The 20,556-nt window shown below is 68.3% G+C and carries 16 protein-coding genes; 7 read left to right on the top strand and 9 right to left on the bottom strand.

All coding sequences use genetic code 11. The features are described 5' to 3' along the window. Window positions 1–182 precede the first annotated feature (182 nt). From AB0B45_RS17300 to AB0B45_RS17280, 5 genes are all read left to right on the top strand, one after another. The gene (locus AB0B45_RS17300) at window positions 183–1,691 is read left to right on the top strand and encodes an ABC transporter permease (RefSeq protein ID WP_358131470.1); all 1,509 of its coding nucleotides are present in this window, start codon (window positions 183–185) and stop codon (window positions 1,689–1,691) included. 14 nt (window positions 1,692–1,705) lie between these two features. Next, on the top strand, window positions 1,706–2,680 hold the full coding sequence (locus AB0B45_RS17295) for an ABC transporter permease (RefSeq protein ID WP_358131469.1): 975 nt from the start codon (window positions 1,706–1,708) through the stop codon (window positions 2,678–2,680). Continuing rightward, window positions 2,680–3,753 (top strand): ABC transporter ATP-binding protein, encoded by a 1,074-nt coding sequence (locus AB0B45_RS17290; RefSeq protein ID WP_358131467.1) that lies wholly within the window; start codon window positions 2,680–2,682, stop codon window positions 3,751–3,753. The genes AB0B45_RS17295 and AB0B45_RS17290 overlap by 1 nt, the downstream gene beginning before the upstream one ends. Continuing rightward, a complete protein-coding gene (locus AB0B45_RS17285) occupies window positions 3,750–4,742 on the top strand; it encodes a dipeptide ABC transporter ATP-binding protein (protein ID WP_358131465.1) in 993 nt (330 codons plus the stop codon). The genes AB0B45_RS17290 and AB0B45_RS17285 overlap by 4 nt, the downstream gene beginning before the upstream one ends. A 219-nt stretch (window positions 4,743–4,961) precedes the next feature. Then, window positions 4,962–6,500 (top strand): glycosyl hydrolase family 18 protein, encoded by a 1,539-nt coding sequence (locus AB0B45_RS17280; RefSeq protein ID WP_358131464.1) that lies wholly within the window; start codon window positions 4,962–4,964, stop codon window positions 6,498–6,500. 99 nt (window positions 6,501–6,599) lie between these two features. On the opposite strand, the gene AB0B45_RS17275 is transcribed toward AB0B45_RS17280, so the two are convergent. The 8 genes from AB0B45_RS17275 to AB0B45_RS17240 form a co-directional block, all read right to left on the bottom strand. Then, the gene (locus tag AB0B45_RS17275) at window positions 6,600–8,312 is read right to left on the bottom strand and encodes an ABC transporter family substrate-binding protein (RefSeq protein WP_358131462.1); all 1,713 of its coding nucleotides are present in this window, start codon (window positions 8,310–8,312) and stop codon (window positions 6,600–6,602) included. Next, on the bottom strand, window positions 8,309–10,348 hold the full coding sequence (locus AB0B45_RS17270; RefSeq protein WP_358131461.1) for an ABC transporter ATP-binding protein: 2,040 nt from the start codon (window positions 10,346–10,348) through the stop codon (window positions 8,309–8,311). The genes AB0B45_RS17275 and AB0B45_RS17270 overlap by 4 nt, the downstream gene beginning before the upstream one ends. Beyond that, window positions 10,345–11,187: an ABC transporter permease gene (locus AB0B45_RS17265; RefSeq protein WP_358131460.1), complete on the bottom strand. Its 843-nt coding sequence runs from the start codon at window positions 11,185–11,187 to the stop codon at window positions 10,345–10,347. The genes AB0B45_RS17270 and AB0B45_RS17265 overlap by 4 nt, the downstream gene beginning before the upstream one ends. A gap of 2 nt (window positions 11,188–11,189) precedes the next feature. Continuing rightward, window positions 11,190–12,167, bottom strand: a complete 978-nt coding sequence (locus AB0B45_RS17260) for an ABC transporter permease (RefSeq protein WP_358131458.1) — start codon at window positions 12,165–12,167, stop codon at window positions 11,190–11,192. Between the two features lie 126 nt (window positions 12,168–12,293). After that, window positions 12,294–14,012 (bottom strand): malto-oligosyltrehalose trehalohydrolase, encoded by a 1,719-nt coding sequence (treZ, locus tag AB0B45_RS17255; RefSeq protein ID WP_358131456.1) that lies wholly within the window; start codon window positions 14,010–14,012, stop codon window positions 12,294–12,296. Continuing rightward, on the bottom strand, window positions 14,002–16,062 hold the full coding sequence (treY, locus tag AB0B45_RS17250) for a malto-oligosyltrehalose synthase (protein WP_358131454.1): 2,061 nt from the start codon (window positions 16,060–16,062) through the stop codon (window positions 14,002–14,004). Before treY ends, treZ begins: the two co-directional genes overlap by 11 nt. After that, window positions 16,055–18,085, bottom strand: coding sequence for a glycogen debranching protein GlgX (gene glgX / locus AB0B45_RS17245; RefSeq protein ID WP_358131452.1), 2,031 nt, complete (start codon window positions 18,083–18,085; stop codon window positions 16,055–16,057). Before glgX ends, treY begins: the two co-directional genes overlap by 8 nt. A gap of 93 nt (window positions 18,086–18,178) precedes the next feature. Further along, window positions 18,179–18,457, bottom strand: a complete 279-nt coding sequence (locus AB0B45_RS17240) for a hypothetical protein (protein WP_358131450.1) — start codon at window positions 18,455–18,457, stop codon at window positions 18,179–18,181. Between the two features lie 143 nt (window positions 18,458–18,600). Here AB0B45_RS17240 and mscL point away from each other — a divergent pair, with 143 nt between their 5' ends. Together mscL and AB0B45_RS17230 are read left to right on the top strand one after the other, a co-directional pair. Further along, window positions 18,601–19,023 (top strand): large conductance mechanosensitive channel protein MscL, encoded by a 423-nt coding sequence (gene mscL, locus AB0B45_RS17235; RefSeq protein ID WP_358131449.1) that lies wholly within the window; start codon window positions 18,601–18,603, stop codon window positions 19,021–19,023. Window positions 19,024–19,053: 30 nt separating this feature from the next. Next, a complete protein-coding gene (locus AB0B45_RS17230) occupies window positions 19,054–19,641 on the top strand; it encodes a hypothetical protein (RefSeq protein WP_358131448.1) in 588 nt (195 codons plus the stop codon). On the opposite strand, the gene AB0B45_RS17225 is transcribed toward AB0B45_RS17230, so the two are convergent. Continuing rightward, window positions 19,638–20,534 (bottom strand): threonine/serine dehydratase, encoded by an 897-nt coding sequence (locus tag AB0B45_RS17225; protein WP_358131446.1) that lies wholly within the window; start codon window positions 20,532–20,534, stop codon window positions 19,638–19,640. The genes AB0B45_RS17230 and AB0B45_RS17225 overlap by 4 nt on opposite strands. Window positions 20,535–20,556 lie beyond the last annotated feature (22 nt).

Genomic DNA, 20,556 nt, shown 5'->3' with positions numbered 1-20,556 from the left:
ACTGACGCGGGGCCCGGTCGCCAGACCGGCCCCGCGTCATGGCTGTAACACCCAAGTCGTCAACATCGTCAGCCCGCCGAAGCCGCGCCCACGAGGCACCGTGGCGGGCCCGGCTCCGGCCCTAGCCCGGCCATCCCCCGCTGTGGCCCCCGGAAGCCGTCACCTGCAGGAGGTTCGGGGAATTGCTTGTATTCATCGCGCGTAGGCTCGCCATATCAAGCCTGACGCTGCTGGCCGCCACGTTCATCATGTTCGTCCTGGTCGCGCTGTCCGGGGATCCGCTCGCCGACCTGCGCGAGAGCAGCCTGCCAGACGCTCCCAGGCTGATGGAAGCACGTATCGCGGCCATGCATCTGGACGAGCCCATCCCCGTCCGCTACATCTCCTGGCTGGCCGGCATCTTCCAGGGCGACCTCGGGGTCAACAAGGCGGGCACCACGGTTTCCTCGCTGCTCGCCGGCGCCATGTCGTCCACCCTCAAGCTCGTCGTGGTCGCCACGATCCTGGCCGCGGTGATCGGTATCGCGATCGGCATCGTCTCCGCGCTCCGCCAGTACAGCAGCTTCGACCACGGGATCACCTTCGCAGCTTTCATCTGCTTCTCGCTACCGGTTTTCTGGGTCGCGACGATGCTGAAGCAGTATGTGGCGATCGAGTTCAACGACTGGCTGAGGGACCCGTACATCCCGCTTCCCATCATCCTGGCCATCGCGGTGGCCGCGGGCCTGATCTGGGCGTCGGTCTACAACGGCGACAGGAAGGGCAAGCTGACCGCCTTCGGCATCGGCCTGATCGTCACCGCCGTGATCCTCTTCGCGCTGTCCGCGAGCCGCTGGTTCGCCGACCCCGGTCTCGGCTTCCCGTTCATCCTCGTGGTTGGCCTGGCCACCGCCGCCGGCGCCACCGCCCTGGTCGCGGGCGTCGAGCACCTGCAGCCGATGTACGCGGCGCTGGGCGCGGCCGGCCTCGGCGCGCTGCTGTACTACCCGCTGCTGCCCATGCTCACCGCTCCCAGCGTCTGGACCCTCATCGGTCTGTTCGTCGTGGCCGGACTGGTGAGCGCGGCCATCGGCTGGCAGTTCGGCGGCCTGCTGCGCCGCCAGGCGATTCCGCTGGCCGTCTTCAGCGGCCTGTTCGTCGCCGCCATGATCTTCTTCGACCGGCTGCTTGAATCGTGGGACGGCTACGCCAGGGCGCTCAAGGGCCGCCCGGTGGCCACCATCGGCTCCGAGACGCCGAACTTCATCGGCAACTTCTGGCAGAACACCCTCGACTCCGGCATGCACCTGCTGCTGCCCACGCTTGCGTTGATCCTCGTGGGCCTGGCCAGCCACTCCCGCTACAGCAGGGCCAGCATGCTCGAGGTGATGAACCAGGACTACGTCCGTACGGCACGTGCCAAGGGCCTGCCCGAGCGGACCGTCGTCATCAAGCACGCCTTCCGCAACGGCATGATCCCGATCACCACGATCCTCGCCCTCGACTTCGCCGGCGTCTTCGGCGGCGCGGTCATCACCGAGACGGTCTTCGGCTGGCGGGGCATGGGCAAGATGTTCGAGATCGGGCTGAGGGAGGTCGACCCCATGCCGGTCATGGGCTTCTTCCTCATCACCGGCACCGCCATCGTCGTGTGGAACATGCTCGCCGACATCGCCTACGCCTACCTCGACCCGCGGATCAGGCTGTCATGACGGAGAAGACCGAGATGACCATCAAGACGGAGCAGCCCGCGGCCAACGACGCGCAGGGCATGACGATCGTCGCCCGCACGCAGGGCCAACTCGTCCGGCGCAGGTTCTTCCGCCACCGCGGCGCCCTCGCGGGCATGATCCTGTTCGGGATCGTCTTCGTGCTGGCCTTCAGCTCCATCGGCTTCGGCCCGATCCCCGGCTGGTGGGACAAGCCGTGGACGGGCTCGGGCACCGTCGTGGACGGTGGCCGCCCGACCCTCGGCGTCATCCCCGAGTTCCTCGGCGGCGAGGGCATGCACCTGGGCGAGCACCCTTTCGGCCAGGACAACATCGGCAAGGACTACTTCGCGATGACCATGCGCGGCGCGCAGGTCTCGATCATCGTCGCGCTGACCATCGGGCTGGTCTCCACCCTGGTCGGCACGGTGCTGGGCGCCTTCGCCGGATTCTTCCGCGGCAAGGTCGAGGCGGTCATCATGCGCTTCACCGACGTGATGATCACCATCCCGGTGCTGGTGATCGCCGCGGTGGTCGGCAGTGCCACCGGCAACCTCGGCCCCTACTTCATGGCCGTCATGCTGGGCCTGATCACCTGGACCAGCGTCACCCGGCTGGTCCGCGGCGAGTTCCTGTCGCTGCGCGAGAAGGAGTTCGTCGAGGCCGCCAGGGCCGTCGGCACCTCCTCGATGCGGATCATCTTCAAGCACGTCCTGCCGAACACGCTCGGTGTGATCATCGTCTCGGCTACCCTGGCGATCTCCTCCGGCATCCTGCTGGAGACGGCCCTGTCGTTCCTCGGGTTCGGTGTCAAGAGCCCTGACACCTCGCTCGGCCTGCTGATCAGCGATTACAAGAACGCCATGGTGGTAAGGCCGTGGCTGTTCTGGTGGCCCGGACTGTTCATCGTGGCCATCGCGCTGTCGGTCAACTTCATCGGCGACGGTCTGCGGGACGCCTTCGACCCTCGACAGAACAGGGTGCGTGACTGATGACCTCTGTCCACATCGCCAAGCGGCTGTCGGAGGCCAAGGGTCCCGGCGCCACCGAGGTGCTCAAGGTCGAGAACCTCCAGGTCAACTTCCCCACCGACGACGGCGTGGTCAAGGCCGTGCGCGGCGTGTCCTACACGGTGCACGAGCGCGAGGTGCTCGGCATCGTCGGGGAGTCGGGCTCGGGCAAGTCGGTCTCCTCGATGGCGGTCATGGGCCTGCTGCCCAAGACCGCCAGGATCACCGGCAGCATCTCCTACCGCGGCGACGACATGCTCAAGATGTCCGAGCGCAAGCGGCGGGGCCTGCGCGGCAGGAAGATCGCGATGGTCTTCCAGGACCCGATGACGGCGCTCAACCCCGTCCACACCATCGGCGACCAGCTCGCCGAGGCCGTGCTGGCGCACGAGCTGGTGCCGTACAAGCAGGCACAGGCCCGCGCCAAGGAGATGCTCGACCTGGTCGGCATCCCGCAGGCGGCGGCCAGGCTGAAGTCCTACCCGCACGAGTTCTCCGGCGGCATGCGGCAGCGCGCGATGATCGCCATGGCGATCATCAACAACCCCGACGTGATCATCGCCGACGAGCCGACGACGGCGCTCGACGTGACCGTGCAGGCGCAGATCCTGGAGAAGCTGCTCGAGGTGAAGGACGCGGTCGACGCCGCCGTCGTGCTCATCACGCACGACCTGGGCGTCATCGCGGGCATGGCCCACAGGGTGCTGGTCATGTACGCGGGCAAGCCGGTCGAGATCGGCGACGTCGACACGGTGTTCAACACGCCGCGCATGCCGTACACGGCGGGCCTGCTCGGCTCCATCCCGTCGCTCGAGACCTCGGGCAGCAGGCTGCGGCCGATCAAGGGCACCCCGCCCTCCCTGATCAACCTGCCGGTAGGCTGCCCGTTCTCGCCGCGGTGCCCCATGGCCACCACCGAGTGCACCACCACGGAGCCCTCGCTGGAGGAGACGGACGGCGGCGCGCACTACGCCGCCTGCCACCACTGGCCCCAACTTGCTGAAAAGGCAGATCCGACCGCCATCTTCCGCACGAACAGCGAGACCACGTCATGACCGAGAAACTGCTCGAGGTGACCGACCTCGTCATGAACTTCCCCGTCAGGGGGAACGGCCTCATGCGCCGCGTCGTGGCGCAGGTGCAGGCGGTCAGCGGCGTGTCCCTGCACGTCGACAAGGGCGAGACGCTGGGCGTGGTGGGCGAGTCCGGCTGCGGCAAGTCGACGACCGGCCGCGCCATCCTGCAGCTGCACAAGCCGACCTCGGGGTCGGTGAAGTTCGGCGGCAAGGAGCTGACGGGGCTGCCGAACCGGCAGATGCAGGCCGTACGGCAGGACATGCAGATCGTCTTCCAGGACCCCTACGCCTCGCTGAACCCCAAGATGCCGGTCAACGACATCATCGCCGAGCCGCTGAAGGTGCACGGCCGGTGGGACAAGAACGGGCCCAAGCGGGTGGCCGAGCTGCTGTCGCTGGTGGGCCTGTCGCCGGAGCACGGCAACCGGTATCCGCACGAGTTCTCCGGCGGTCAGCGGCAGCGCGTCGGCATCGCGCGGGCGCTGGCGCTGGAGCCGAAGCTGCTGATCCTGGACGAGCCGGTGTCGGCGCTCGACGTGTCGGTCCAGGCGGGCGTGGTGAACCTGCTGGAGGACCTGCAGGACTCGCTGGGTCTCGCGTACATGTTCATCGCGCACGACCTGTCGGTGGTGCGGCACATCTCCGACCGGGTGGCGGTGATGTACCTGGGGAAGGTCGTGGAGACCGGGCCCAGGGACGACCTGTACGACAGGCCCGCGCACCCCTACACGCAGGCGCTGCTGTCGGCGGCTCCGACGGCGAACCCCGAGGAGGAGCGTCAGCGGGAGCGGATCATCCTGACGGGTGACGTGCCTTCGCCGATGGACCCGCCCAGTGGGTGCCGGTTCAGGACGCGCTGCTGGAAGGCGCAGGAGATCTGCGCGACCGAGGAGCCCGCGCTGGTGGACAGGGGGAACGGGCATCCGGTGGCGTGCCACTTCGCCGAGGTGAACACCAAGGTCGTCTGACACCTGGATCGTGAGAGGCCCTCGCCGGCTGATGTGGCGGGGGCCTTTTCCGTTGCACGGGCGGGGATGTCGACAGGATTGACGGGAGAAGTATTGTAAGGAAACTTTCTTGTCCGGATAATGCGTGTCAGTCCGGCGAGAGCTCTCGGTCTCGCGGCCCTGCTTCTCCGTCATGTCCCATGACCTGTCGCGACCACAGCGACAGAAGGGTTGTCCCCCATGAAGCGAACAGCGCGCCCCCTGGTGCTGGCCGTAGCGTTACTTCTGGCGATCGCCGGCGTGCTCGTCACGCAGACGTCCGCCCAGGCCGCCAACCTTCTGATCAACCCCGGCTTCGAGACCGGGACGCTCTCCCCCTGGTCCTGCGGCGGCGGACTCGGGTCGGTGGTCGGCACTCCGGTCCGCTCAGGCTCGAAGGCGCTCGCCGGGGCGGCGAGCGGCTCCGACAACGCCAGGTGCGCCCAGACGGTGTCCGTACGGCCGAGCACCACCTACACGCTGACCGCGTGGGTACGCGGAAGCTACGTCTACCTCGGCGTCACCGGCGGCGGGTCCGGCTGGACCTCCTCGGCGACCTACACCCAGCTGTCCGTCTCCTTCACCACCGCCTCCGGCCAGACGACCGCCGAGGTCTACCTTCACGGCTGGTACGGCCAGGGCACCTACTACGCCGACGACGTCAGCTTCGACGGCCCGGGAGGCCCGAGCCCGAGCCCCACGGTCACCCCGACTCCCACGCCCACGCCCACGCCCACGCCCACGCCCACGCCGACCGTCACTCCCACGCCCACGCCGACCGACACCACGTGCGCGGTGAAGTCACGGCCCACGGGCAAGGTCCTTCAGGGCTACTGGGAGAACTGGGACGGCGCGTCCAACGGCGTGCACCCGCCCTTCGGCTGGACCCCCATCACCGACTCCCGCATCAAGGCACACGGCTACAACGTGATCAATGCCGCCTTCCCCGTCATCCGCTCCGACGGCACCGTCCTGTGGGAGGACGGCATGGACGCCACCGTCAAGGTCGCCACCCCGGCCGAGATGTGCCAGGCCAAGGCGGCGGGGGCGACGATCCTGATGTCCATCGGCGGCGCCGCAGCGGGCATCGACCTCAGCTCCAGCGCCGTCGCCGACCGCTTCGTCGCGACCGTCGTGCCGATTCTCAAGCGCTACAACTTCGACGGCATCGACATCGACATCGAGACCGGTCTCACCGGCAGCGGCAACATCAACCAGCTGTCGGCCTCGCAGTCCAACCTCATCCGGATCATCGACGGCGTGCTCGCCCAGATGCCGTCCAACTTCGGCCTGACCATGGCGCCGGAGACCGCCTACGTGACCGGCGGCAGCGTCGTCTACGGCTCGATCTGGGGCGCGTACCTGCCCATCATCAAGAAGTACGCCGACAACGGCCGCCTCTGGTGGCTGAACATGCAGTACTACAACGGCAGCATGTACGGCTGCGCGGGCGATTCCTACGCGGCGGGCACGGTTCAGGGCTTCACCGCACAGACCACCTGCCTGAACAACGGGCTGGTCGTCCAGGGGGTCACGATCAGGGTTCCCTACGACAAGCAGGTCCCCGGCCTGCCCGCCCAGCCGGGCGCGGGCGGCGGGTACATGAGCCCGTCGCTGGTGAGCCAGAGCTGGAACGCCTTCGGTGGCAACCTCAAGGGGTTGATGACCTGGTCCATCAACTGGGACGGCTCGAAGAACTGGACGTTCGGCGACAACGTCAGGTCCCTCCAGGGCCGCTAGCGCCGCCGAGCGGCCACAGGACCAAGGCAGGGAACATCACGACCATGCGAGACGCTCGGCTGGGAACCCAAGCCGAGCGTCTCGGCCGCACACCACTGACTACTGGGTGAAGCCGACCGACGACCAGTCCTTGGTCGCGAAGCCGAAGGCCCCGTAGTTGGCCACCGTCTTCTTCGCCGCGAAGATGCTGGGCCGCTGGTACAGCGGGATCGTGTGCACCTCGTCCCAGATCAGCTTGTCGGCCTGGTTGCCGAACTCGATGTACTTCGCGGGGTCCATCTCCCCGGCCGCCTGCTCGATCAACGTGTCCAGCTCCGCCGACCCGATGCGCGGGAAGTTGCTGCCGTAGTTGTCCTTGCCGGTGGGCTTCTTGTAGATCTGCGGCAGCGCCCCGTTCGGGAACGGCGTGCCGAGCCACGCGAACGGCACCAGGTCGAAGTTGCCGGGGATGATGTAGTCGTCGAAGAACTTGTCGTCGGGGACCGGCTCGATCTTGATCTTGACGCCGACGTCCTTGAGCATCGCCTGGGTCAGCTCGCCCTCCTGCTTGGCCAGCGGGTAGGCGGCGGGGACGATGAAGCGGAGTTCGAGCTCCTTGCCGTCCTTCTTGCGGTAGTCGCCGTCCATCTTCCAACCGGCCGCGTCGAGCAGCTGCTTGGCCTTCTCGGGGTTGTACTTGCCGAGCTCGCCGGAGTTGTCGACGTAGCCCTTGTGGGTGTTCATGTACAGGTGGTTGTTGAGCACCTGCACGGGCCAGTCGAGGTCCTTGAGGTCGGACTGGGTGATGGCCTCGCGGTTGATGCCGAGCTGGACGGCCTGGCGGACCGACTTGTCGGTGAGGTTGGGCGCTGAGCCGTTCACGGTGATGTGCCGCCAGTTGGGGGCCGCGGCCTTGCGGATGTCGACGTTCGGGACGTCCTTGGCGCGCTTGAGATCGGCTGCGATGGGGTTGACCTCCATCACGTCAAGCTCGCCGTTGGCGAAGGCGTTGACGGTGGCGCCGGAGTCGAGGGCGCGGAAGATGACCTTGTCGAGCTTGGCCTTCTTGCCCCACCAGTTGTCATCACGCACAAGGGTGACGGTCTTGCCGGTCTGGTCGAGCGACTCGACCTTGAACGGGCCCGCGGTCACCGGGAACTTGTCGATCCAGTCCTTGTTGAACGCGGTGGCGTCGGAGTTGGTGGCGGCGGGAAGGAGCGGGGAGAACATGCCCTTCCAGTCGGGGTACTGCTTGGAGAAGGTGACGACGACGTCGTAGTCGGTCGCGCCCTTCTCGACCGAGGAGACGCGGTCGTAGCCGTCGGTGGAGCTGACCTGGTACTTCTTCTCAGTGCCGTTGAGGGCCTTCCACTGGGCGGCGAAGTCCTTGTAGGTGATCGGCTCGCCGTCGGACCACTTGGCCTTGTCGTTGAGCTTGTAGGTGACGACCTGCTTGTCGCCCTTCAGCTCCATCTTCCACTCGGTGACGTAGTCGGGGTTGTTGACCAGGTCGGCCTTGTCGTCGGCCGTGCCCATGCTGGGCATGGTGGCGTCGTAGACGTCGGAGACGGTCGCGTGCGTGCCGTTCACCTGGTTGTAGTTCCACTGCTGCTGCCACTGGGTCAGCGCGAGAGTGATGGTCCCGCCATCCTTGACCTGGTCGTAGGCGACCGGGTTGATGGAGCTGCCGGGCAGCGCGGCGGCCTGGTTCTGTGCCTGCTTGGCCGCCTCCGTCGAACCTACGGCGGGCTTGTCGGCGCCGCCACCGCAGGCGGCGAGGGCGAGAGCCAGCAGCGCCGCGCCAGCGGCGGCCTTGTAGCCAGCAACCTTCACGAGTTCCTCACTTCGGGATAGTGGCAGGCGGCGCCGTGATCGTCGGCGTGCGCGAGCCTGACAACGGGGGGCTCTTCGGCCACGCACCTCGCGCGCTCGGGCTCGGGGAGCAGGGCGCGTTTGGGGCAGCGGGTGTGGAAGCGGCAGCCGGTCGGGGGCTGCGCGGGGCTGGGCAGGTCGCCTTCGAGGATGATCCTCCTGCGCGATCGCTCCAGCGCGGGGTCGGGTAGCGGGATGGCCGACATGAGCGCCCTGGTGTAGGGGTGGGCGGGCGTGCCGTACACCTCGGGGACGGTGCCGATCTCGACGATCTTGCCGAGGTACATGACGGCGACGCGGTCGGCCAGGTGGCGGACGACGGACAGGTCGTGGGCCACGATCAGGTAGGACAGGCCGAGTCTGGCCTTGAGGTCCTCCAGCAGGTTGATGACGCCGGCCTGGATGGACACGTCGAGCGCGGAGACGGGCTCGTCGAGGACGATCAGCTTGGGCTCCAGGGCCAGCGCGCGGGCGATGCCGATGCGCTGGCGCTGCCCGCCGGAGAAGTGCTGCGGGTAGCGCTCGGCGTAGGAGGGGTCGAGGCCGACGAGGTCGAGCAGTTCGGCGACGCGTTTGCCGACGTCCTTGTGGCCGTGGGCGCGCAGCGGTTCGGCGAGGATGTCGCCGACCGGCATGCGCGGGTCGAGCGCGGCCATGGGGTCCTGGAAGACGATCTGCAGGTCGCGGCGGAGCTCCCTGCGTTCGCTCCTGGTCAGCGCGGCGCTGTCCTTGCCGAAGACCACGACCTTGCCGCCCTGGGCGGCCTCCAGCTGCATGATCTGCTGGAGGGTGGTGGTCTTGCCGCAGCCTGATTCGCCGACCAGGGCGAGGGTCTCGCCCGAGGCGATGTCGAAGCTGATGCCGTCGACGGCGTGCACGGTGCCGACGCGGCGCTTGAAGACGGCGCCCTTCATCAGCGGGTAGTGCCTGACGAGGTCGTCGAGTTCGAGCACCTTGTCGCGCTGCCCGCGCGGCGTCCGCGGGGCGACGGGCTCGTCGACGATTTCGGGTGCGGGGAAGACGTCGGCGCCCCTGAGCTTCTTCAGCTCGATCTCGTGGGAGCGGATGCAGGCGACCTCGCGCTCGCCTACCTGGACGAGTTCGGGCTCGGCGTCGTCGCACGCGGCCACCTTGAGCGGGCAGCGGGGCGCGAAGGGGCAGCCGGGCGGCAGCGCGGCGGGCGAGGGCGGGGCGCCCTCGATCGGCACCAGGCGCTGGTCGTCCCTGTCCAGCCGGGGGATGGAGGCGAGCAGCCCCATCGTGTACGGCATGCGAGGCTCGTAGTAGATCTCTTCGACGGTGCCCTGCTCGACCGGCTTGCCGGCGTACATGACCAGCACCCTGTCGGCGAGGCCCGCGACCACCCCCAGGTCGTGGGTGATCATGATGATCCCGGCGCCGGTCTCCTTCTGCGCGGTCTTCAGCACTTCCAGGACCTGCGCCTGGATGGTGACGTCGAGCGCGGTGGTCGGCTCGTCGCAGATCAGCACGTCGGGGTCGTTGGCGATGGCCATCGCGATCATCGCGCGCTGCCGCATGCCGCCGGAGAACTCGTGGGGGAAGGCCTTGGCCCGCACGTCGGGATGCGGGATGCCGACGAGTTCGAGCAGTTCGACGGCCTGCTTGGCGGCCTGCTCCCTGGTGACCTTCTGGTGGACGCGGACCGCCTCGGCGATCTGGTCGCCGATGGTGTAGACGGGCGTGAAAGCCGACAGCGGGTCCTGGAAGATCATGCTGATCGACTTGCCGCGGCGCTTGAGGATCTCCTGCTCCCGCATGCCGATCAACTCGTGGCCGTGCAACTTGACCGAGCCGGTCACCTCGGCACCCGCGGGAAGCAGGCCCATGACGGCCAGCGAGGTCACGGACTTGCCTGAGCCGGACTCGCCGACGATGCCGAGCACCTCGCCCCTGCCGACCTGGTAGGAGACGCCCCTGACGGCTTGGACGCCGCCGCGGAAGGTCACATTGAGGTCGGTCACCTCGAGGATCGTCATGAGTTGCTCCCCGGGTCGAGGGCGTCGCGCAGTCCGTCGCCGATGAGGTTGATGCACAGGACCAGCAGGACGAGCAGGCCGGCGGGGAACAGGAACAGCCAGGGGTAGCTGATCGCCTCGCTGCCGCCCGCGGCGGAGATGAGAGTGCCGAGTGAGACGTCCGGCGGCTGCACGCCGAAACCGAAGTAGGACAGCGCGGTCTCGCCGATGATGGCGCCGCTGACGTTCATGGTGGCGTCGATGATGAGCAGCGACGACAGGTTGGGCACGATGTGCCGGAAGATGATCTTCCAGTCACTGATGCCCATGTAGCGGGCGGCCAGGACGTACTCCCGCTCGCGCAGGGAGAGCGTCATGCTCCTGACCACCCTGGAGGTGATCATCCAGGAGAAGGCCGCGAGCAGCACCACGAACCACAGCCAGGTGGCGCCCTTCAGCCGCGGCGACAGGACCGCGATGATCAGGAAGCTGGGCAGCACCAGCAGCAGGTCGGCGCCCCACATCAAAGCCTTGTCCAGCCAGCCGCCGAAGTAGCCGGCGAACGCGCCGACGACGGCGGCCACGCCGGTGGAGATGAGCGCGACGAGGAAGCCGATGAGGATCGACTTCTGCATGGCGCGCAGCGTCACCGCGAACACGTCCTGGCCGATCTGGGTGGTTCCCCACCAGTGGTCGGCGCCGGGCGGGGTCCTGAAGGCGGTGAAGTCCTTGTCCTCGAACCCGTACGGCGAGACCAGCGGCCCGAGGTAGGCCAGCACGAGCAGCAGGACGACTCCCGCGAGGCCGAAGATGACCTGCGGCTTGGCGACGACCCTGCGCAGGACGACCTTGGAACGCATCTCTAGCTCACCCGCACTCTCGGGTCGAGCGCCGCGACGAGCAGGTCGGACAGCAGTCCCGCGACCAGGACGCAGACGGCGGCGAACAGGGCGACGGCGGCGACGGAGTTGGTGTCGTTGTGCTGGATCGACTCCACCAGCCATGCGCCCATGCCGTGCCAGCCGAAGATCTTCTCGGTGAAGGTGGCGCCGGTCAGCATGGTGCCGAAGGCGAAGGCGAAGTAGGTCGCTGCTGGGATGAGAGCGGTGCGGAGGGCGTGCTTGTAGAGCGCGGTCCTGCGGGACAGCCCCTTGGCCTGCGCCGTACGGACGAAGTCCTGGCCGAGCACGTCGAGCATCATGTTGCGCTGGATGCGGCTATAGAAGGCGATCTGGCCCAGGCACAGCGACAGCGTCGGCAGGATCAGGTGGTTGAGCCTGTTGAGGAGCTGGTCCGTGCCGCTGAGCGCGGGGTTGTACTCGCCGGTGTACTCGATGAGCGTGTGCCCGAGCGCGTTGTTGATCCCCGTGGCGCCCATCGTCAGCAAGGTGGCCAGGACGAAGACGGGCACGGCCATGATGACGAACGAGGCGATGCCTATCGCCCTGTCGCTGAAGCGGTACTGCCTGATCGCGGCGAACGCGCCGACGGCGACGCCGAGGGCGGAGCCGAGGATGGTGCCGATCAGCAGCAGGCGGAGGCTGACGCCGATCCGCCGGACCATCTGGTCGTTGACCGAGCCGCCGTCCCAGGTCTTGCCGAAGTCGCCTCTGACCAGGCCGGACACCCAGGTGCCGTAGCGCTCGAGCAGCGGCGCCTTGTCGTTGAGGTTGTACTCGTCCAGCGTGCTGTCGACCACCCCCGCGGGGATGGGCGGCTGGCGTCCCTCGTAGTTGGCACGGGGATTGAGGCTGCTGGCCGCCAGCAGGTACGCCAGGCTCGCGGCGATGGCGACCAGGATGACGCTCGACAGCAGCCTGCGCAGCAGGTACGTGCCCATTGCCCTCCGTTCGGACGAACGGGGGCCGGGCAGCCTGAGCTCAAGGGTCGCCCCCGCGACGAGAAAGCCGTGACCATCCCTTGGCAGGGGCTTGACGGCTCGTCGCAGGTTATCGGTCTGTCCGTATTACGAATACATCTCGGACCGATAGAGGACAAGGGTCTGTCCGGGTACCCTGATCCCCTGTGGACCAGCGGAAACACCCTCCTCAGAGGACAACAGAACAGACCCCACCGAAATGGGCAACGTCACAGGATCCGGACAAAAATTTACCATGACACTCAGTGATGACCTGTGCACGATCAGCCATTTCGCGGCCTCGTCGTACTCGGCGCGGACCCGCCCCAGCCGGGGGTCGGTGAGCTCGGGCAGTGCCTTGCGCAGCGCGATCAGATCGCGGTACCAGCACAGCACCGACCAGTGCTCCTCCTCCTTGAGCTCGCTCCAGTCGAGCTTGCTGCGCTGGAAGGTGTCCTCGGCCGAGGGGTCGGGCGCGACCCAGTCGTAGCCGAACCCCTCGAACTCGCGCGCCCTGCGCTCGCCCTCGCCCTCGCGGAGCGCGGCCTCGACGTGGTCGGTGAAGAACAGGAACGGCGTGCGGGCGCCCCATTCCTCGCCCATGAACAGCATGGGCGTGAAGGGCGAGGTGAGCAGCAGTCCCGCGCCCAGCTTCAGCGCGGTCGCGCTCAGGCGGTCGCCCGCCGGGCGGTTGCCGATCTGGTCGTGGTTCTGCACGCAGCACACCAGACGGTAGCCGGGCACACCCGTGAGCGGGGCGCCGTGTGAGCGCCCGCGGAAGCCGGAGTAGCCCCCGTCGTGGACGAATCCCGATGTCATGGCCTTCGCGAGCGCCTCCATCGAGGCGAAATCCTCGTAGTAGCCGTGCCGTTCCCCCGAGACCGCGGTATGCAGCGCGTGGTGGACGTCGTCGTTCCACTGGGCCGCCATGCCGAGACCGCCCGCCTCCAGCGGGGTGACCATGCGCGGGTCGTTGAGGTCGGACTCGGCGATCAGCGTCAGCGGCCTGCCCAGCGAACAGGCCAGCACGTCCACCTCCTGGGCCAGTTCGGCCAGCAGGTGCGTGGCGCGCCTGTCGTGCAGGGCGTGGACGGCGTCGAGCCGCAGCCCGTCGATGTGGAAGTCGCGCAGCCACTGCAGAGCGTTGTCGACGAAGTAGCGCCTGACCTCGTCCGAGCCGGGGCCGTCGAGGTTGACGGCCTCGCCCCAGAAGCTGCCGCTGTAGCCGGCGAAGTAGGGGCCGAAGGGGTGCAGGAAGTTGCCCGAGGGTCCGAGATGGTTGTAGACGACGTCGAGCAGCACGCCGAGGCCCGCCCGGTGGCAGCCGTCGACGAACTCCTTCAGCCCGTCCGGCCCCCCGTAGGTCTCGTTCACCGCGTAGAGGTCGACCCCGTCGTAGCCCCAGTTGCGCCCGCCCGGCACGGGGGCGACCGGCATGACCTCCACGAAGTCGACGCCGAGCTCGACGAGGTGGTCCAGCCGTTCGAGCGCCGCCGTGAAGGTGCCCTCGGTCGTGAAGGTGCCGATGTGGAGCTCGTAGATGACCGAGCCCCGCAGGTCGCGGCCCTTCCACTCGTGGTCGCTCCAGGTGAAGTGGGCGTGGTCGTAGACGCGGCTGGGCCCGAAGATGCCCTCGGGCTGCCTGCGGGTGCGCGGGTCGGGGTAGGGCCCTTCGCCGTCGACGAGGTAGCGGTAGCCGGTGCCGTGCCCGGCCCCCGGCACGTCCACCGACCACCAGCCGCTCGAGTCCGGCCGCAGCGGGTGCCGCTCGCCCATGGTCTCGATCTCAACGGAGGTCGCCTGCGGCGCCCACACCTCAAAGATCATGTCTCTCCAGGAGTGCGACGGGATACCTGCCGAGCAGGTGGCCGACAGGGACGCGGCCGGTGTACAGCTCACGGGTGAGCAGGTCGCGCCAGCTTCCGTGGGACAGCGTGATCGTGGTCGCGCCCCAGCCGCCGCGCCTGGCCAGCCGTACGGGCAGGCGGGTCGCCACGGCGACCGCGCGCCCCCTTCCGAAGACGACCGCGTGCTCGGCGGCCTCCCCCGACGCGGCCATCGGCTCGTACGGCGCGGCGGGCCCGAGCCTGCGCCGCAGGCGCAGCGCCTGGGTGGTGACCAGCAGCTTGGCCGCGTCCCACGCCGAGTCGGCGGCGCACGGGAAGGTGACGGGCCGCCGGTTGTCCGGGTCGACGAGGGAGAAGTCGGTGCGCTCGTTGCCCTGGTAGACGTCGGGCACGCCCGGCATCATGAGCTGCACCAGCTTCTGGCCGAGCGAGTTGGCGACGGCGTAGCGGTCGACCGTCGCGGTGAAGTCGCCGATCGGCAGCTCGACCGCCTTGCGGGCGAAGGCGCGCAGCCCCTCCTCGTAGGCGGGGTCGGGAGCGATCCACGACGTGGCGGTCTTGGCCTCGCGGGCGGCCTTGAGCAGGTAGTCGGTGAACCTGTCGGCCGAGATCGGCCAGGCGGCCATCAGCGTCTGCCACGCCAGGTAGTCGATGCTCGGGTCGAAGGCGAGCTGTCCCGCCCAGCCCTCCACGGCCCGCGCCCACTCGGCGGGCAGCTCCGACAGCACCTGCAGGCGGGCGCGGACGTCCTCCGAGCGCTTGGTGTCGTGGGTGGACAGCGTGGTCATCGTGAAGGGCAGCATCTGCCCGCAGTAGTCGTGGAAGTCCTCGACGGACATCCCGAAGCGGTCCGGCTCGCCGCCCACCTCGTTCAGGCAGGCCAGCGGGAACCACCTGTAGAGCGCGGTGTCCTCCACGCCCTTGGCCATGACGGGGCCGCACGTCTGCTGGAAGCGGACGACCGCCTCCGGCGGGCCGTACAGGACCGCGCGGGTGGTCTCGGGGTTGGGCGCGGCGGCCTCCACGATCTGCTTCGCCGCCGGGTCGACCGGCTCGCCGGGGGTGACATAGGCCCGGTAGACCGGCATGGCCACCAGCAGCTCGGTGAGGTCGGCGGGGGACACGCCCGTGACGCGGGACAGCCGCTCCACCTCGCCGCCGAAGAACAGGTCGACGACCTCGCGCTTGGCGCGGGTCATCACGCTCGGGTAATGGGCGTCCTGCCCGGTCAGCCGGGTGAACAGCTCGACCAGCGGCGCCTTGCCCTCCGGGTCGACGAACAGGCCGTTGACCCGGTTGAGCACGTCGTAACCGGTGGTGCCGTCGCAGGCCCAGTCGTCGGGCAGCCGCTCCTCCCCGATGAGGATCTTCTCCACGACCGTCCACACCCCGCCGGTCCTGGCCCGCAGCTTGTCCAGGTAGTCGCGCGGGTCGGCCAGCCCGTCGGGATGGTCGATCCGCAACCCTTCGACCAGGCCCTCGTCGAGCAGCCAGAAGATCACCTCGTGGGTGGCGAACAGCACGGAGGGGTCCTCCACGCGCAGCCCGATCAGCGAGGAGACGTCGAAGAAGCGCCGGTAGCCCGGCCCCTCGCGCCAGTCGATGATGTGGTAGTACTCCGACTCGGGCAGGTCCTCGGCGAAGGAGTGCACCGCCACCCTGCCCTCGCGCCACTCGATGTCGAACCAGTGCGCGTACGGCGAGTCCAGGCCCTCGCTGAGCACGGACCTGAACTGCTCGTTGGCCGTGTTCATGTGGTTGGGCACGATGTCGACCACGACCGCCAGGTCGTGGGAGGCCAGCACCTCGGCCATCTCGCGGAATCCCTTGGCGCCGCCGAACTCCTCCCTGATCCTGGAGTGGTCGATGACGTCGTAGCCGTGCAGCGACTCGGGCACCGCCTGTAGGACGGGCGAGAGGTAGACATGGCTGACGCCCAGGTCGCGCAGGTAGGGGGCGATGCCCGCGACCTCGGCGAAGCCGAAGTCCGGGGTCAGCTGGACGCGGTAGGTCGAGACGGGCCTAGACACCGCGCAACACCCGCATCGAGCGTCCCGGAACCTGCAGCCGCTCCCCCGCTCTCTTGACCCTGTTGTCGAGCATGATCGGCATCGCGGTGTCGATCTCGGTCAGCCACATCTCGCCGTAGTCCTTCGGGATCGTGAACTTGATGGTGTCGTGGTGGGCGTTGAACAGCACGAGAAAGGAGTCGTCGACGATGGGTCTGCCCCTCCTGTCCGGTTCGGTGATCGCCTTGCCGTTGAGGTAGACGGCCAGCGACTTGGCGTAGCCCACGTTCCAGTCGTCCACGGTCATCTCCTCGCCCGAGGGGGTGAGCCACGCCATGTCGTAGTTGAAGCGCCTGCGCCTGAAGACGGGGTGCTCGCGGCGCAGCTTGGCCAGCCGCTGGGTGAACTCCAGCAGCAGCCACTTGTTCCGCACGTCGGACCAGTCGACCCAGGTCAGCTCGTTGTCCTGGCAGTAGCCGTTGTTGTTGCCCTGCTGGGTGCGGCCGAGCTCGTCGCCGTGGGAGAGCATGGGCACGCCCTGCGACAGGAAGAGCGTGGTCAGGAAGTTGCGCTTCTGCTGCTCCCGCAGCGCCTCCGTTCCCGCGTCCCACGAGCGGTTGTCGTCGGTGCCGTCCCTGTTGCCCTCGCCGTTGGCCTCGTTGTGCTTCTCGTTGTAGGAGACCAGGTCGTGCAGGGTGAAGCCGTCGTGGCAGGTCACGAAGTTGATCGAGGCGACGGGACGGCGGCTGTCACTCTGGTAGAGGTCGCCCGAGCCGGTGAAGCGCGAGCCGAACTCGGGCAGCGTGGCGGACTCGCCGCGCCACAGATCCCTGATCGTGTCGCGGTACTTGCCGTTCCACTCGGTCCACCTGGCGGGGAAGTTGCCGACCTGGTAGCCGCCGGGGCCGACGTCCCACGGCTCGGCGATCAGCTTGACCTGCGACAGCACGGGGTCCTGCTGCACCAGGTCGAAGAAGGCCGACAGCCTGTCCACCTCGTGCAGTTCGCGGGCCAGTGTGGCGGCCAGGTCGAAGCGGAAGCCGTCGACGTGCATCTCCATGACCCAGTAGCGGAGCGAGTCCATGATCATCTGGAGAACCTGGGGGCTGCGCATGAGCAGGCTGTTGCCGGTGCCCGTGGTGTCCATGTAGTGCTGGGGATCGCCGTCGACCAGGCGGTAGTAGGTGGGGTTGTCGATCCCCTTGAGGCTGAGGGTGGGGCCCAGGTGGTTGCCCTCGGCGGTGTGGTTGTAGACGACGTCGAGGATGACCTCGATGCCCGCCTCGTGCAGGTTCCTGACCATCGCCTTGAACTCCAGCACCTGCCCGCCGCGCTGCCCCTGGCTGGAGTAGCGGTTGTGCGGGGCGAAGTACCCGCTGGTGTTGTAGCCCCAGTAGTTGGTCAGCCCCTTCTCCTCCAGGTGCTGGTCGGTGACGAACTGGTGGACGGGCATCAGCTCCAGCGCGGTGACGCCGAGCTTGGTGAGGTGGTCGATGATCTCTGGGTGGCCGAGCGCGGCGTAGCTGCCGCGGATGCGCTCAGGGATCTTGGGGTGGGCGATCGTCAGCCCCCGTACGTGCGCCTCGTACAGCACCGTGTCGTGGTACGGCGTGGCGGGCGGCCGGTCGTGCCCCCAGCCGAAGAACGGGTTGATGACAATCGAGCGCGGCATGTAGGGGGCGGAGTCCTCGGAGTTGGGCCTGTCGCCGTCGTAGAGCGCCTTATCCCAGGTGACACCGCCCTCGATCGCCTTGGCGTACGGGTCGAGCAGGAGCTTGTTCGGGTTGCAGCGCAGGCCGTGCGCGGGGTCGTAGGGGCCGTGCACGCGGTAGCCGTACCGCTGGCCTGGGCCCACGCCCGGCAGGTAGCCGTGCCAGATGAACCCCTCGCACTCGGTGAACGGAACCCTGGATTCCTTGCCGTCCTCGTCGAACAGGCAGAGCTCGACGCGATCCGCTACCTCGGTGAACAGCGCGAAGTTGGTGCCCGCGCCGTCGTAGGTGGCGCCGAGAGGATACGGGTCTCCCGGCCAGATCTCGATCATCGAGGCTCCCCTTACGCTCTGGCCCCCATGTTCGCCCAGGAGGCAGCGGCTGCCTAGATGCCCGCTCCGTAGCCACCGATAACCCCGCGCCCGTCATCGATCGGGTTCAGGCCGCTGCCTGCCCGAACTCAGGCAGATGTGACACGCGCCCTTCCTGGTGATTCCTTCTCCTCCGCAGCCGCCGCACGTGACCATCGAGGCGAAGTCGGAGTGGCGGTAGAGGTGGACCAGCGGCTGGGGCCTGACCACGGTCCATCCCTGCGCCTCGGCCCTCCTGTCCCATCGGGCGAACGTCCAGATGTCGAGCAGTTCGAGCAGATTCCTGAACGGCGAGGTCATCGCCGCTCTGACGTTCAGATCGCAGATCCGCATCACGGCACTCCGTTTCTTTGACAGAGTTTTGCCCGGCCCGCGGCAGGACGAGCCTCGGGGACGTGCGCGACCTGTGCGCCATGGACGGCCTGACCGACGGGATCCAGGTTTGCCTTGCTCCTCCCCGGCAATGTGCCTCCGCCATGGGCGGATTCAAGAAGTTCTTACTGAGGGGCAACATCGTCGAGCTCGCCGTCGCCGTCATCGTCGGGGCGACGTTCAGCGGGCTCGTGCAGGCGCTGGTCGCCGACCTGGTCACGCCGCTGATCGGGGCGGTCACCGGCGGCAGGGAGCCCGACTTCGCGCAGTACTCCTTCACCGTCAACGGCAGCGAGTTCAAGTACGGCGACTTCCTCAACCACCTGATCACCTTCCTGATCATCGCGGCGGTGGTCTACTGGCTGGTCGTGATGCCGATGACCAGGCTGATCGGCCTGTTCGAGGGCGACAAGGCGGCCACGACGAAGCAGTGCCCCGAGTGTCTCGGCGACATCCCCGTCGAGGCCAGACGGTGCGCGCACTGCACGGTCGAGCTCGTACCGGACTCCGAGAAGCCCCAGGTCTGAGCTCACCGCGCCTGCCTGCAAGATAGGGGCATGAGCATGAAGTTGATGGTCTGGCGCGAGGCCGAGCCGATCACCAGAGAGCAGGCGGCGGCCGTCTACCGCGCGGCCCGCGCGGACCCGCCCGCCGAGCCGGAGGTGGCCGAGGTCGCGGCGCTGGTCAAGGAGCTGCCGGGCCACGCCGTCGCCTACTCGGGGCACGCGCTGATCACCATGGCGCCCGAGGAGCTCGACGAGGTGTCCAACGCGGCGTTCGCCCTGGCCAGGCAGTACGGTCTGGTCTGCTACGACCCGCAGCGCGATCTCGTGCACAACCTCTCGCCGCTCGGGACCGACCCTGAGACCCAGCTCCACACCGGCGACGGCATGATGGTCGTCAACCCCGACCTGGGGCTCGTGCGTGACGTGCTCGGCACGTTGTCCCCGCAGAACCCCTTCGCCGTCCTGGTGACCTTCGGCCATCACTTCATCCAGGTCTCGCCGGGTTACGAGCTGGAGTACAAGGAGGGCACGCTGCGCACCACGCTCGTGACCCGCCTGGACGAGGTGCGCAGGGCCTTCGACGAGTACGCCAGGGGCGAGCGCGGCTTCCTCGACCGCTTCGAGTGGACCTCCGACTAGAGCGACGGATCCAGGTTGCCGCCCGACAGGACGGCCACCGTACGGCCGGGCGTCGTCCTGCCCGCCAGCCATGCCGCGGTCGCGACGGCCCCGCTCGGCTCGGCGACCAGCCGCGCGCGGGCGGCGAGGTACCGCATCGCGTCGCGGATCTCGTCCTCCGTGACGGTCACGATGGCGTCCACCCGCGCCCTGACGTGCGCGAACGTCAGCTCGGACAGGTCGGCGCGCAGCCCGTCGGCGATCGTGCGGAAGGTCCGCTCCGGCTCCCACGTGACGCGCCGCCCCGCGGCCATGCTCTCCGCGGCGTCGGCGGCGAGCTCGGGTTCGACGCCGATCACCCGCACCGAGGGGTCGAGCGCCTTGACCGCCGACGCGATCCCAGAGATCAGCCCGCCCCCGCTCACCGGAACGAGGACCACCTCCGTGCCGGGCAGATCCGCCATGATCTCCAGCCCGACGGTGCCCTGTCCCGCGATGACCGCCGGATGGTCGTACGGCGGGACCATCGTCAGCCCGCGCTCGGCGGCGAGCTTCTCCGCGGCGACCACCCGCTGTCCCGGCGGGACGACGACCAGCTCGGCGCCCCATGCCCTGATCGCGTCGGTCTTGACCTTCGGGGCGCCCTCGGGGACGACCACGACGCACGGGATCCCCTTGAGCCAGGCGGCGTAGGCGAGAGCCTGCCCGTGGTTGCCGGAGGAGTGGGTGACCACGCCCTGGGGTTCGAGGACGGCGACCGCGTTGATCGCCCCCCGGATCTTGAAGGAGCCCACGCGCTGGAGGCTCTCCGGCTTGATCCAGAGGTCGTCGGCCTGGATGAGCGGGGTGCGCAGCACATGAGGCGCGATGCGGTCGGCGGCAGCTCGGATGTCATCGATCGAGATGAGCTCCATGAGCCCATTGTCCCTGCCGGGC

The sequence above is a fragment of the Nonomuraea sp. NPDC049152 genome, assembly GCF_040648355.1.
GTDB lineage: Bacteria > Actinomycetota > Actinomycetes > Streptosporangiales > Streptosporangiaceae > Nonomuraea.
Note: the sequence above shows the minus strand (reverse complement) of the source record. Positions and strands in the feature narration are given on the sequence as shown.